Source organism: Brevundimonas sp. UYEF29, from assembly GCF_040546195.1.
GTDB classification, from domain to species: domain Bacteria; phylum Pseudomonadota; class Alphaproteobacteria; order Caulobacterales; family Caulobacteraceae; genus Brevundimonas; species Brevundimonas huaxiensis.
Genome location: NZ_JBEPNH010000001.1, coordinates 453,920 through 466,755 on the forward strand (window position 1 = coordinate 453,920; position 12,836 = coordinate 466,755).

General features: G+C 69.4%; 12 protein-coding genes. 7 read left to right on the plus strand and 5 right to left on the minus strand.

Annotation, left to right across the window (positions count from 1 at the left end; translation table 11 throughout):
- Nucleotides 1-5: 5 nt before the first annotated feature.
- Genes ABIB58_RS02375 through ABIB58_RS02395 form a run of 5 tightly spaced genes read right to left on the minus strand, consistent with a single transcriptional unit; the run spans nucleotide 6 to nucleotide 6,696 of the window.
- Nucleotides 6-611 carry a cation efflux transmembrane domain-containing protein gene (locus tag ABIB58_RS02375; protein ID WP_354038887.1) on the minus strand — a complete coding sequence of 202 codons (606 nt, stop codon included), beginning with the start codon at nucleotides 609-611 and terminating at the stop codon, nucleotides 6-8.
- Nucleotides 608-3,829 carry an efflux RND transporter permease subunit gene (locus ABIB58_RS02380; RefSeq protein WP_354038889.1) on the minus strand — a complete coding sequence of 1,074 codons (3,222 nt, stop codon included), beginning with the start codon at nucleotides 3,827-3,829 and terminating at the stop codon, nucleotides 608-610. The genes ABIB58_RS02375 and ABIB58_RS02380 overlap by 4 nt, the downstream gene beginning before the upstream one ends.
- 14 nt (nucleotides 3,830-3,843) lie before the next feature.
- Nucleotides 3,844-5,052 (minus strand): efflux RND transporter periplasmic adaptor subunit, encoded by a 1,209-nt coding sequence (locus tag ABIB58_RS02385; RefSeq protein WP_288758863.1) that lies wholly within the window; start codon nucleotides 5,050-5,052, stop codon nucleotides 3,844-3,846.
- The gene (locus ABIB58_RS02390) at nucleotides 5,052-6,302 is read right to left on the minus strand and encodes a TolC family protein (protein ID WP_288758861.1); all 1,251 of its coding nucleotides are present in this window, start codon (nucleotides 6,300-6,302) and stop codon (nucleotides 5,052-5,054) included. The genes ABIB58_RS02385 and ABIB58_RS02390 overlap by 1 nt, the downstream gene beginning before the upstream one ends.
- Nucleotides 6,303-6,357: 55 nt before the next feature.
- Nucleotides 6,358-6,696: a hypothetical protein gene (locus ABIB58_RS02395; RefSeq protein ID WP_288758859.1), complete on the minus strand. Its 339-nt coding sequence runs from the start codon at nucleotides 6,694-6,696 to the stop codon at nucleotides 6,358-6,360.
- 290 nt (nucleotides 6,697-6,986) lie between these two features.
- Between ABIB58_RS02395 and copD the strand changes: the two genes are divergently transcribed.
- From copD to ABIB58_RS02430, 7 genes are all read left to right on the plus strand, one after another.
- Nucleotides 6,987-7,907, plus strand: a complete 921-nt coding sequence (gene copD / locus ABIB58_RS02400; RefSeq protein WP_288758857.1) for a copper homeostasis membrane protein CopD — start codon at nucleotides 6,987-6,989, stop codon at nucleotides 7,905-7,907.
- Between the two features lie 113 nt (nucleotides 7,908-8,020).
- On the plus strand, nucleotides 8,021-8,284 hold the full coding sequence (locus tag ABIB58_RS02405) for a hypothetical protein (RefSeq protein WP_288758855.1): 264 nt from the start codon (nucleotides 8,021-8,023) through the stop codon (nucleotides 8,282-8,284).
- Nucleotides 8,284-8,724: a periplasmic heavy metal sensor gene (locus ABIB58_RS02410; protein WP_288758853.1), complete on the plus strand. Its 441-nt coding sequence runs from the start codon at nucleotides 8,284-8,286 to the stop codon at nucleotides 8,722-8,724. Before ABIB58_RS02405 ends, ABIB58_RS02410 begins: the two co-directional genes overlap by 1 nt.
- A 6-nt stretch (nucleotides 8,725-8,730) precedes the next feature.
- Nucleotides 8,731-9,294 (plus strand): RNA polymerase sigma factor, encoded by a 564-nt coding sequence (locus ABIB58_RS02415; RefSeq protein WP_288758851.1) that lies wholly within the window; start codon nucleotides 8,731-8,733, stop codon nucleotides 9,292-9,294.
- 109 nt (nucleotides 9,295-9,403) lie between these two features.
- Nucleotides 9,404-11,200 carry a copper resistance system multicopper oxidase gene (locus ABIB58_RS02420; RefSeq protein WP_354038893.1) on the plus strand — a complete coding sequence of 599 codons (1,797 nt, stop codon included), beginning with the start codon at nucleotides 9,404-9,406 and terminating at the stop codon, nucleotides 11,198-11,200.
- A complete protein-coding gene (locus ABIB58_RS02425) occupies nucleotides 11,197-12,351 on the plus strand; it encodes a copper resistance protein B (protein WP_354038895.1) in 1,155 nt (384 codons plus the stop codon). Before ABIB58_RS02420 ends, ABIB58_RS02425 begins: the two co-directional genes overlap by 4 nt.
- A gap of 11 nt (nucleotides 12,352-12,362) precedes the next feature.
- Nucleotides 12,363-12,761 (plus strand): copper resistance CopC family protein, encoded by a 399-nt coding sequence (locus ABIB58_RS02430; protein ID WP_288758348.1) that lies wholly within the window; start codon nucleotides 12,363-12,365, stop codon nucleotides 12,759-12,761.
- Nucleotides 12,762-12,836: the final 75 nt, after the last annotated feature.

Consider the following 12,836-nt stretch of genomic DNA (forward strand, 5'->3'; position numbering starts at 1 on the left):
ATCACTCACGAGGTCGTCTCTGTGTTCGCGGCGGCGGCGTGGCGGGCGTCCCGAAGAATATCCAGACCGCCCTTCACCGCGATCGCCGCCACGATGAGTCCGACGACCAGATCGGGCCAGGACTGGTCCAGCCACATCACCAAGCCGCCGGCGATCAGGATGCCTCCGTTCGAGGCGAAGTCGTTGAAGCTGAAGGTTTCGGCCGCCTTCATGTTCACGTCGTCGCTCTTCTGACGCCGGATCAGCTCGAGACAGATCAGGTTCACGACGGCGGCGACCACGGCCAGACCCATCATGGTCCAGCCCATGGGTTCAGCCCCGACGATCATCCGCCGCACCACATCGACCAGGATCACGCCGGCGAAGATCAGCAGCATCACTCCGGACACCCCCGCGGCCCGGGTCTTCCAGATCAGGGCGCGGCCGACCGCCAGGAAGCTGATCAGATAGACGGCCGCATCCGAGGCGTTATCGAGCGCATTGGCCAGCAGAGCGCTGGAGTCGGCGAGCACGCCGCCGACTCCGAGCGCCACGAAGAGGCTGAAGTTCAGAACCAGGACGATCAGCAGTGTCCGTTTCTGAAGCTTCTCGGCTCCGTGATCTCCGCTCACTCTTCAAGCCCCTCTGCCTTACGGTGCTTCACCGCCCTGGACGCAAAGGTGGGCAGCACCAGCAGGGTCAGGACCGTGGCCGTCATCAGGCCGCCGATGACGACGGTGGCGAGGGGCTTCTGCACCTCGGCGCCCGCCCCGGTGGCGATGGCCATGGGGATGAAGCCGACGATGGCGACCAGGGCCGTGGTCAGGACGGCGCGCAGGCGACTGGACGCGCCTTCTATGGCCGCCTGACGAGGCGGCTGACCGGCAGTCAGCCGCTCTCGAATGGCCTGCATCAGCACCAGGCCGTTCAGGGTCGCCACACCCGAGACGGCGATGAAGCCGACCGCCGCCGAGACCGAGAAGGGCATGCCTCTCAGCAACAGCGACAGGGCGCCGCCGACCAGGGCCAGAGGCACGCAGACGAACACCAGTCCAGCCTCGGCGAAGGAGCCGAGCGCCATGAACAGCAGCAGACCGATCAGGATGAAGACGATCGGCACCACCAGGCCCAGTCGTTGCTCGGCGCGTTGCAGGTTCTCGAACTGACCGCCCCAGTCCAGACGCACGCCGGGCGGCAGGGCGACGGGCTCGACATTGCGCTGGGCCTCGGCGACGAAGCCGCCCAGATCGCGGCCGCGCACATTGGCCTGAACCACCATGCGGCGGCTGCCGTTGTCGCGGCTGATCTGGTTCGGTCCCTCGGCGGTGACGATGCGGGCCACCGACGACAGGGGCACGGTCACGCCCGTTGACGACACGATGGGCAGGGCCGCGAGGGCGGCCGGATCGTTGCGGGCGTCCTCAGGCAGACGAACCACCACATCGAAGCGGCGATCGCCCTCGAAGATGCGGCCCGCCTCCATGCCGCCGACGGCGACAGCCACGGCCTCGGACACGTCCGCCGCCGACAGCCCGTAATTGGCCGCCGCGAAGCGATCCACGCTGACCGTCAGGGTCGGCAGGCCCGAGACCTGCTCGACCCGGACGTCGGCGGCGCCCTCGGTCTGACGCAGCGCATTGGCCACCTGGTCGGCGACCGTCTGCAGTTGGCCGAAGTCATCGCCATAGACCATCACAGCGAGGTCGGTGCGGACGCCGGAGATCAGTTCGTTGAAGCGCAGTTCGATCGGCTGGCTGAATTCGAAGGCGTTGCCGATCTGCTGGGAGGCGACCTCGTCGATGCGGGCGATCAGGTCTTCCTTGGACAGGTTCCGGTCAGGCCAGTCCTTGCGATCCTTCAGGATGATGACCGCATCGGAGATGTTGGGCGGCATGGGATCGACCGCCGCCTCGGCGGTGCCGGTGCGCGAGAACATGGTCTCGACCTCGGGCATCTCGGTTATGGCTCGCTCCAGAGCCATCTGCATGGCCAGGGACTGTTCCAGCGAGGCGGAGGGCACGCGCAGGGCCTGCATGGCGATGTCGCCCTCGTCCAGCGTGGGGGTGAACTCGCGGCCCAGGCTGGAGAACGAGACCACGCCGATGGCCAACGCGCCCAGCGCGCCCAGAAGAACCACCTTCGGCCGATCGACCGCCGCCTGGATGGCCGGTTGGATCCAGCGCCGGGCGAAGCGGATGATGAAGGTCTCGTGCTCATGGGCGCGCCCATGCTCGTCGACATCGACCTTCTTGGGTTCGCGCACCAGCAGCGCCGCCATGGCGGGCACGAAGGTGAAGGAGAAGATGAAGGCGCCGGCCAGGGCCAGCATGACGGTCGCCGCCATGGGGATGAAGGTCTTGCCCTCCACGCCCTCCAGCAGCAGCAGGGGCGTGAACACCAGCAGGATGATCAACTGGCCGAAGGCGGCCGGCTTGACCATTTTCTTCGCAGCCGCCGCTGCGACCTGGAGCCGCTCGACGCGGGTTAGGGCGCGGCCCAGCTCGATGCGCTTCTGGGACAGCATCAGAAGCGTGCTCTCCACCACGATGACGGCGCCGTCGACCAGGAGGCCGAAGTCCAGCGCCCCCAGGCTCATCAAGTTTCCGCTGATACCGAACCGGTTCATGCCGATGACCGCGAACAGGAAACTGATCGGGATCATCAGGGCCGTGATCGTCGCCGCGCGGATGTTGCCGAGCAACAGGAACAGCACGACGATGACGAGCAGCGCGCCTTCGGTCAGGTTCTTGGCGACCGTCTTGATGGTGGAGTTCACAAGGGCGCTGCGGTCGAGCACCGTCACCGCCTCGATGCCTGGAGGCAGGGTGGACTGCACCTGTTTGAGGCGTTCGCCCGCCGCCTGGGCAACGGTGCGGCTGTTGCCGTCGGCGATCATCAGGGCCGTACCCAGAACCGCCTCGTGACCGTCGCGAGTGGCGCCGCCGAGACGCGGCGCGCGGCCGATCTCGACCGTCGCCACATCCGAGACGCGAACCACCAGGCCCCCGCGATTGACCACCGGAGCCTGGGCCAGGTCCTCGATGGTTTCCGCCAGGGCGTCGGTGCGGACCGTCAGGGCCTCGCCGGCGCGCTGGACATAGCCGGCGCCCGCCTGGGTGTTGGTCCGCTCCAGCGCCTGGACCAGGTCATTCAGGCTGAGCCCATAGGCCGACAGCCGCGCGGCGTCGGGCCTGACCGCATATTCCTTCACATAGCCGCCGTTGACATCGACGCCCGCCAGACCCGGCGCGGTGCGCATCTGCGGGGCGATGATCCAGTCCTGGACCGTGCGAAGATAGGTGGCGCGGTCCTCGGGCGTCGTCAGCAGTTCGCCTTCCGGGGTCAGATAATTCCCGCCGGCCTGCCACCCCGCTTCGCCCGGCCTGGCCAGGTTTTCGCTGTTGAAGGGGACATAATCGACCGTCCACATCAGCACTTCGCCCAGGCCCGTGGTGACAGGCGCCATGCCAGGCTCCACCCCCTCGGGCAGGTTTTCGCGCGCTTCGGCCAGGCGTTCGGCGACCTGCTGGCGGGCGAAATAGATGTCGGTGCGGTCGGTGAAGATCACCGTCACCTGGCTGAATCCGTTGCGGCTCAGGGACCGGGTCGAGGTCAGGCCGGGTATGCCGGCCATGGCGGTCTCGATCGGATAGGTGACCTGCCGCTCGACCTGCTCGGGCGCGAGGGCGGGCGCGATCGTGGTGATCTGCACCTGCCGGTTGGTGATGTCCGGCACCGCGTCGATCGGCAGTTTGGTGAGATTGTAGAGCCCGAAGGCGGCGACGATGGCCGTGGCGATGACCACGAACCAGCGGAAGCGGACGGCCGCTTCGATGATGGGGTTCAACATGGTCCTGCGTCCCCCTAGTGGCCGTGCTCGGCTTCGCCCTTGGCCAGTTCGGCCTTGAGCAGGAAGGCGTTGGTCCCGGCGATCCTCTCGTCGCCGGTCAGGCCGCGCAGGATTTCGGTGCGGCCTGAGGCCTGACGCCCCGCCAGCACCGGCGTGGCCTGAAAGCCGCCCTCGACCTGGACAAAGACCACGGTGTTTCCATCCACGGTCTGCACGGCTTCCGAGGGCACGGTCAGTCCGCCGGCGACGGCTTGGCCCGTTACGACGGCCCCTGTGACGGCCGAGCCGGCCGGCGGCAGGGTCGCGCCAGACGGACGCGCGCGGATGACGGTTGCGCCGCTGTCGAGCGCGGCACCGGCCGCGACGCCGGTGACGACCGCGTCGAACTCGCCGCTCGGGCTGGTGACCCGCATCGTCGCGCCGACCCGGACCTCGGAGGCGAGAGTCGGCGGCGCATTGAAGACCAGCTCCACCCTTTGCGGGTTGGTGACTTCGGCCACCACCCCGCCTTGAGCGACGAAGCCGCCCGGCCCGGCCTGCACCGAGGTGACAACCCCGGAGATGGGGCTGGTGACGCTCAGACGACCGGCCGCGTTCGGCGCCCCTGCGGCAGAGGCGCGGGCGCGCGCGGCGCGGGCGTTGGCCTGGGCGCTCAGGGCCTCGGCGTGCGAGACCTCGGCCTCGCGTCGGGCGATGACGCCCTGGTCGGCCAGTTCCTCGTCACGGCCATGCGCCTGTTCGGCGGCGACATAGGCGGCCTGGGCCGCGTCGGCTTCGGCCCGCAGGCTGGCGGCGTCTCCGCTGACCAGAGCGACCAGCGGCTGGCCGACGCGCACGGACTGACCTGGAGCGACCAGCACCCGCTCAACCCGGCCGCCGACCGAAGCGGCCACCGAGGCGCGGGCGTCAACCATGGGCTCGACCCGGCCTGAGAGACGGGTCTCCGCGCCCCCGCCCCGCGACACCGAGACCACGGCGATTCCTGCGGCCTGAATCTGTGCTGCGGTCAGTTCGACGAAACCTTCGCGCTCCGCCTCGTCCGCATGACCGGCTTCGCCCTCGGCGTGGCCGTCTTCCTCACCCTCGGCTCCGGCCTGGCCCTCTGCGGCTGAGGATGACGAGCCGCCGCCCTGGGTCGCGAAATACAGACCGCCGCCACCGAGGACGACGAGGGCGGCGACGCCGCCGATGAGCAGGGTCTTGTTGGTGGCGCGCTTGCGCATCACAGGGCTCCTTGAAAGGGGGCGCGGCCGTCGAGGCGCGCCAGGTCGATCTCCGCACGGACGCGCGCCAGGCGGGCATCGACGGCGGCGGACTGGGCGGTGATCAGAGCGGTGCGGGTGGCGCGCAGCTCGAGTTGGGAGATGCGCCCGGCCTCGAAGCCGATGCGCGACAGACGATAGGCCTCCTCGGCTGAGGTGACTCCGGCGTCGGCGGCGGAGACGCGACTGACCGACGCCGCCAAACGGGCCTGCGCCGCGGCGCGATCCGCCTGTGCGTCCTGACGGGCGCTCATCAACCGGGCGTCGGCGGCGCGGAACTCGGCCTGGGCCGCCGCGATATTCCCCCGGTTCCGGTCGAACAGAGGCAGCGGCATGCTGACGCCGAAGGTCAAGGCGGTGGCGTCTTCCGCCTCGTAGCGCGTCAAGCCGACGCTGGCGTTGATGTCGGGCCTCGCCAGCGTGCGCTGCACGGCGATCTGGCGATCCGCCGTCTCCCGCTCGGCCTCTGCCACCCGCACGGCCAGCGGATCACGGGCTGTCGGCATGGCGGCGATCATCGGCGCCTGATCCAACAGGCTGACCGGTATGTCCGTGACCGGCGCGGGGAGCATGGCCACGGCCGTCAGCCGGGCGAAGGCGGCGTCGCGCTCGGCCTGGGCCTCATCGGCCGTGGCGCGGGCGGCGGCCGCTTCGGTCTCGCCCTGAATGCCACGCAACAAGGGTTCGCGACCCTGCTCGACCAAGGCGAGAGCGGCACGCGCATCGGCGATGACGAGGTTCAGACTTTCGTCCGCCAGAGCGGCACGGCGCTGGGCGGCCTCGGCCTCGGCATAGGTCAGGGCCAGACGCCCGGCCGCGTCGACCGTGGCAAGGTCGCGCCGTAGCCCAGCTGTGCCGGCCTCGGCGCGAGCGGCGTCGACGCGGGCGCGCCGTCGGCCCCAGAGCTCCAGATCCTGAGAGATCGAGACGCTGGTCTCGGCATTGCCGAAGTCAGAATAGGGACCCGAGCCGAGGACATTTCCGAACTCGACGCCTAGCGATGGATTGGGACGGACCCGGGCCTGGCGGACGCGCGCCTCGGCGGCGTCAAGCAGGGCGTCGGCTTCAAGCGTCGCGGGCGTCTGTCCCAGCCGCGCGGTCAGCTCGGCGTAGGACGGGGCCGGATCGGCCCAGGCGGGATTCGCCAGCGCCGAAAAGGCGGCCAGCGCGCATCCGATCGCGAATCGCGACCGGCGACGGGAGGGAGGCATGATTCATCTTCCGAAGGGTTGAACGAAGAAGGACGCGCCGGGCGCGTTTCGTCGTTCAGTCCCTTGGCGGGCGCTTCAATCCGTCCGCCGACGTCGATGGCGCGACATCATTGGCCGGCCGGGCGTGGCCCGAGCCATCGAGCGGTTGAGTGTCGGCCATGTCGAAAAGGGGCGCCCGTTCCGCCGCCGCATGGTGGCAGTGGCCATGAGCGCACGCGCCATGACTTCCCGCCTTGCCGTCATGGCCGGTGTCGTCTTTTTCGATGACCACGTGCGAAGCGACGACTTCCGGTCCGCAGATCGCGGCGTCGGCCGCCGGAGCCACGACAAAAGCAGCGATGACAAGGGCCATCGCCAGAATCGCCTTCAGCAATGTCGAGGTCGATCCGGTCATCTTCGCGCTCGTTATCGTCCTTACCGCAGGTTGACAATGCGTTACAAAATCCGCCTAGGCCGAAAAGATCGGCCCGGAGGGACGGTTTGCATCCTCTAGCCGCTAGAGGAGCAAACGGTTTTTTCGACCGCCAGGATCGGCTCCCGGTTCAGCACCGTCCCTCGCGTCCAGGATCGACGGCGAGGGCAATGCGCGTCCCGCCCGTAAATACGGAGAACGGCTGAATGCCGACGACCCGGACCAGCCAGGACGTGGCGCGGTCACGGAAAGGTCTGCAAGGGGGAATAGGCATGGAAACGGCGATCATCGGTCTGAGGTTCGTCCAGTATGGCGGCGCCATGCTGTTGTTCGGCCTGCCCCTGTTCCACCTGCTTCGCATTCCGTCGGACAGTCTTGCCGCCGCAGGTGCGCCCCGGCGCCTGCTTGCGGCCGCGGCCGCTTTGACCCTGGTGTCGACCCTGGCCGCTCTGGCGACCCAGACGGCGATGATGGGCGGCGCCTGGAGCGAGGCGCTGAGGTCCGAAGCGCTGAGCTACGTCGCTTTCGACACGGGGCTCGGACTGGCGATGCTGGTCCGGGCGGCCGCCGCCCTCGCCGCCCTCGGCGTGGTCCTGCGCCTCGGACGCGGACGCGGCGGCTGGCGCGTCCTCGTCGCTCTGGGCGCGATGATCACGGTCAGCCTGGCGTGGATGGGCCACGGGGCCGCCACCCAGGGGGCCGGCCGGTGGGCGCACCTCGCCGCCGACATCGTCCATGTCCTCGCGGCCGCCCTGTGGCTGGGCGCCCTCGCGGCCCTGGTTAGTCTCCTGAGGCAGGCGTCCGTCTCGCCCGCCGGCGCGACGCTAGCCTTCACCGCGCTCCAGGGCTTCTCCGGCATGGGGACGCTCGCGGTCGGTCTTCTGACCGTCTCCGGCCTGATCAATGCGGGGTTCATCATCGGGCCGGAGAACCTGGCGGAAACGCCCGCGACGACCTACGGGCGGCTGCTGATCGTCAAGCTTCTGCTGTTCGGTCTGATGCTCGCCTTGGCTGCCGGCAATCGCTTCAACCTCACGCCGCGGCTCGGCGACGCTCTTCACTCAGCCACGGCTCGCCAATCCGCCCTGACCATTCTGAGACGCAGCGTCGCGCTGGAAACGGCCCTAGGCGCCGCCCTGCTCCTGGCGGTGGCGGCCATGGGGGTCCAGCCTCCGCCCGGCGTGGAGATGTGAGCCGAGACACCCGGGCCAAAAGATTGCAGATTGCCGGATGGCCGCCGCGTGCGCGGCGAGGGCGGCGCGGTCTGCCTGCGTATGAGAGTTAAAGGGGCGGAAAGACTGGGCAGATGGACGATCTGGATCGACTGTTGCGCGTGACCGGCGGTGAAGCGCCGCTGGAGGATCTCGAGGCGCGGGTCTGGCGACGCGTCGGAATCTTGGAGAGGACCCGCGAGGGTGTCACCATGCGCGGCCTGGCCGTCGCCGTGGCGCTCAGCGTCGGCCTTATCAATGGCGGGGTCGGCGCAAGCCTGGCCCACGAGCCCCCGTCCGAGATGGCCGTGTTCGGCATGGGCGCCGCGTCGCCGCTGACCCGGCTTGAGGGCCGGTGATGGCGATCGGCTGGAAATCCCTGGCGGTCACCGCCGCCCTGGCCCTGGTCGCGGGCGGCGCCGGGGCCTGGGGGGGCGCCACTTGGGTGCTCAAGAAGGAAAACCCGCCCTCTCTGCACGAGATCGTCCACCGCGACCTGTCACTGGACGCGACGCAGCGGGCGCGGATCGCCGAGATTGAGGCCCGCTTCGTGCCGCGCCGCATAGCGTTCGAGCAGCGCGTTCAGGCGGCCAATCGCGAGCTGGCCGAGGCGATCGCGGCGAGCGATGGGGACGCCGGGGTCGTACAACCCGCAGTCAACTACTTCCACGATGCGATGGGCGACCTGCAGCAGGCCACCATCGCCCACATCTTCGAGATGAGGACGGTCATGACGCCCGCCCAGGCGGACCGGTTCGACGAAAAGCTGGTGGCCGCCCTGCTGGCCGAGGGCGCGTGACCCTCGGTGAGACATGACGAGACACTCGAAAGCCGCGCCGCGAGCGGGGACCGTGAAGCGTTCGGGCGTCTCATCCAGGCCGGCAAGGCCGACCTCTATCGTTTCGTCAGGCGCTACGTCGGGGACGCGGACGAGGCTTACGATCTGGTCCAGGAGGCCTATGCCTCGGCCTGGGTCGCCATCCGGCGCTACGATCCGGCCCGGCCGTTCGAGGCCTGGCTCAGGACCATCGCCATCAACAAGTGCCGCGACTGGAGCCGCCGTCGCAAGGTGCGCCGCTGGCTGACGAGCGCCGTCCCCCTCGACGGCGTTGAGGCCGCGAGCGTGCGACAGGACGAACCGGCGCCGGATGATGCGGTCGCGTCCCGCGAACTGCTCGACGCGCTCGACCGGGCGGTGGTCGCCCTGCCGTCCAGGCTGAAGGAGCCGCTGCTGCTCACCGCCATCGACGAGATGAGTCAGGCGCAGGCGGCCGCCGTGCTCGGCGTCACCGTCAAGACGATCGAGACGCGCGTTGCCCGCGCCCGGTGCCGCCTCGCCCAGGCGCTCGCCCCCCTGCGCGACGCCTGAGACACAGAGCGGTCCCGGCCTGCGGCGGCGTGTCGCGAGGGGGCGGGCGCCCGCGTGCGTAAGTCTCCGGAAAAGGTCCGCACGGCGGGCATGGCGATCGGAGTAGAGAATGAGGCTTCACAGACGGGCCCTCCTGGGCGGCGCGGGCGGCGCCGCGGGAGCGTGGGCGGCGCAGGGACTGCTGCCGGCCTGGGCGCAGACCGGATCGCGCGGCCTCGCGCCGACCCTTCCCACGCTGGAAGGACCGGAGGTGCGCCTCAGCATCGGCCATTCGCCCTTCACCGTCGGCGGCCGGACGGGCCATGCCATCACGGTCAACGGGACACTGCCGGCGCCGCTGGTTCGCCTGCGCGAGGGCCAGAACGTACGGCTGATGGTCACCAACACGCTGGACGAGGACACCTCCATCCACTGGCACGGGCTGCTGCTGCCGTTCCAGATGGACGGCGTGCCTGGCATCAGCTTCCCCGGCATCCGTCCCCGCGAGACCTTCGTCTACGAGTTTCCGGTGATCCAGGCGGGCACCTACTGGTACCATTCGCACTCGAACCTGCAGGAGGCGATGGGTCACTACGGGCCGCTGGTCATCGATCCGGCGGGCACCGACCCGGTGGCCTACGATCGCGAGCATGTCCTGGTCCTGTCGGACTGGAGCTTCATGCATCCGCACGAGATCCTCGACAAGCTGAAGAAGAGCCCCGGTTATTTCAACCAGCAGCGCACCACCCTGTCGGGGCTCCTGTCCGGAGAGGACGGAATGAGCCTGGAGGAGCGGCGCATGTGGGGTTCCATGCGCATGGACCCGCGCGACATCTCCGACGTCACGGGGACGACCTATACCTACCTGGTCAACGGCCATGGGCCCGAGGAGAACTGGACGGGCCTGTTCCGCCCGGGCGAGCGTGTGCGGCTGCGCGTCATAAACGCCTCGGCCATGAGCATCTTCAACGTGCGCATCCCGGGCTTGGCCATGACCGTGGTCAACGCCGACGGCGAGAACGTCCGCCCCGTCGAGACCGACGAATTCCAGATCTCCGTGGCCGAGACCTATGACGTCATCGTCCGCCCGACCGAGGACCGCGCCTACACCATCGTCTCGGAATCCGTGGATCGCTCCGGCATGGGCCGGGCGACCCTGGCCCCGCGCCTGGGCATGACGGCGGATGTTCCGGCCCTGCGGCGCGTGCCGACCCTGACCATGCGCGACATGGGCATGGGCGGCATGGGAGGCATGGCCGGAATGGATCATTCGGGCATGGGCGGCATGGACCATTCGGCCATGGGCCACGGCGGTCAGTCCGGAGCCATGGATCATTCGGGCATGGACCACGGCGGCATGGACCACGACATGCGCAATCCCGACAACGCCCCGGCCAATATGGCGGTCGGCGTCGGGGTGGACATGGTGGCGCCCTCGCCCGCCAACCGGCTGGGCGAGCGGCCCATGGGGCTGGAGGACGAGCCGCACAGGGTCCTGGTCTACACCGACCTCGTGTCCTTGAGCCCCAATAAGGACCAGCGCCCCCCGGCGCGATCGATGGAGATCCACCTCACCGGCAACATGGAGCGGTTCATGTGGGGTTTCGACGGCCGCAAGTTCAGCGAAATCGTCGAGCCCATCCGGTTCGAGCGGGACGAGCGCGTGAGGGTCACCCTAGTGAACGACACCATGATGGCGCACCCTATCCATCTGCACGGTCACTTCTTCGAACTGGTGACAGGCGGGCCTGCCGGGCATCAGCCGCTGAAGCACACGGTCAATGTCGCGCCGGGCTCCAAGGTCACCTTCGACCTCACCGCCGATGCGCCGGGCGACTGGGCCTTCCACTGCCACATGCTGATGCACATGCATGCGGGGATGTTCAACGTCGTCACCGTTCGGCCCCTCGATGGAGACGCCGCATGATCCGGCTCGCGATCAGCCTTCTTCCCCTGATGGCCGCCGCCGGGACGGCCTTCGCCCAGGATCACGGCTCCCACCCGCCCGCCCGATCCGCGCCCCAGACGGCGACTCAGGCACCGCCCGCGACGTCCGCCGATCCGCACGCCGGCCACGACATGTCCTCCGCCTCGCCGCCGGACGCCGATCCCCATGCGGGTCACGACATGAGCGCACAGGCCGTCCCCACTGACTCCCATGCGGGACACGACATGGCCGCTCCGGCCGCGCAGGCCGATCCCCACGCCGGGCACGACATGGGCGCCACCCCGTCCCTGGCCGCCGATCCCCACGCGGGACACGACATGAGCGGAATGGCCGGCATGGGGCCGCCCGACGTGCCGACGAGCGCCGACGACCCCGGCCGACCCCCGATCCCGCCGCCGCCGCCCGCGGCGCTGTCGGGCCCGCGGCACGCGGCGGACGCCATCTTCGGCGAGGCTGAGATGGCGCGCGCGCGTGAAACCCTCAGGCGCGAGAACGGCGACGTCCGCACCACAGCCGTGGTCATCGACCGGCTTGAGGCCGGTTTCGGCGACGGCGCGGAGACCTGGGTTTGGGATGTCGGCGGCTGGACCGGCGGCGACATCAACCGGTTCTGGTGGAAGTCCGAGGGCGGCGGCGATTTTGACGGCGAGATCGAGGGCGAGGTTCAGGCGCTGTACAGCCGCGCCTTCGCCCCCTTCTGGGACGTCCAGGCTGGCGTGCGTCAGGACTTCGGCGGAGTCGGGCCCGACAGGACCCATCTGGTGGTCGGGATCCAGGGACTGGCGCCTTACTGGTTCGAGGTCGATGGCGCCGTCTTCCTGTCCACGGAAGGCGACCTGACGGCTCGATTCGAGGCCGAATACGATCAGCGCATTACCCAGAAGCTGATCCTGCAGCCGCGCGTGGAGCTGGAGGCGTCCGCCTCTGACATCCCCGAACTGCGACTGGCCTCGGGCCTGACTCATGTCGAGGCGGGGGTTCGCCTTCGCTACGAGTTCAAGAAGGAGTTCGCCCCCTATGTCGGGGTCGAGTGGAGCCGTGATCTGGGCGGCACCGCCGACCTGACGCGAGCCCTGGGCGGGGAGCCCGAGCACACCCGGGTGGTCGTTGGCGTGCGAGCGTGGTTCTAAGGAGAAAAGACATGCGCAAATCCATCATGCTGGCCGCGATCGCGGCCGTCCTCGCCGCCTCGCCGGCCCTGGCCCAGCAACAGGGTCACGCCGGTCATGGCGGTCATGCTCCGGCGGCGGGCTCCCAGGCCCAGGCCGGCGTGGTCACCACCCCGGCCGACGGCGCCATGCTCACGGGATCGCCGGAGGCGTTCACCGCGACCTTCCCCCATCCCATGACCCTGCGCAGCGTGACCATCACGCCCCAGGGCCGCCCCGCCATCCAGGCGCCGGTCGCCGCCGCGGCTGCGACCACCCGCGTCTCCGCCGCCCTGCCTCGCCTGGCGCCGGGGTCCTACACCCTGGCCTGGACCGCTCAGGGCGCGGACGGCCACACCATGAACGGCTCCATCCGCTTCATGGTCCATTGATCCCCTGATCGCGCGACGGCGTCGGAACTTCCGGCGTCGCCGCGCGATCCTTTCCCTCTCGCTGACGGAGTCTTC

What these genes read in the sequence shown, in the direction of transcription:
- ABIB58_RS02380 (WP_354038889.1), bottom strand. Translation starts at nt 3,829, where the DNA reads ATGTTGAACCCCATCATCGAAGCGGCCGTCCGCTTCCGCTGGTTCGTG.
- ABIB58_RS02385 (WP_288758863.1), bottom strand. Translation starts at nt 5,052, where the DNA reads ATGCGCAAGCGCGCCACCAACAAGACCCTGCTCATCGGCGGCGTCGCC.
- ABIB58_RS02390 (WP_288758861.1), bottom strand. Translation starts at nt 6,302, where the DNA reads ATGCCTCCCTCCCGTCGCCGGTCGCGATTCGCGATCGGATGCGCGCTG.
- ABIB58_RS02395 (WP_288758859.1), bottom strand. Translation starts at nt 6,696, where the DNA reads ATGACCGGATCGACCTCGACATTGCTGAAGGCGATTCTGGCGATGGCC.
- copD (WP_288758857.1), top strand. Translation starts at nt 6,987, where the DNA reads ATGGAAACGGCGATCATCGGTCTGAGGTTCGTCCAGTATGGCGGCGCC.
- ABIB58_RS02405 (WP_288758855.1), top strand. Translation starts at nt 8,021, where the DNA reads ATGGACGATCTGGATCGACTGTTGCGCGTGACCGGCGGTGAAGCGCCG.
- ABIB58_RS02410 (WP_288758853.1), top strand. Translation starts at nt 8,284, where the DNA reads ATGGCGATCGGCTGGAAATCCCTGGCGGTCACCGCCGCCCTGGCCCTG.
- ABIB58_RS02420 (WP_354038893.1), top strand. Translation starts at nt 9,404, where the DNA reads ATGAGGCTTCACAGACGGGCCCTCCTGGGCGGCGCGGGCGGCGCCGCG.
- ABIB58_RS02425 (WP_354038895.1), top strand. Translation starts at nt 11,197, where the DNA reads ATGATCCGGCTCGCGATCAGCCTTCTTCCCCTGATGGCCGCCGCCGGG.
- ABIB58_RS02430 (WP_288758348.1), top strand. Translation starts at nt 12,363, where the DNA reads ATGCGCAAATCCATCATGCTGGCCGCGATCGCGGCCGTCCTCGCCGCC.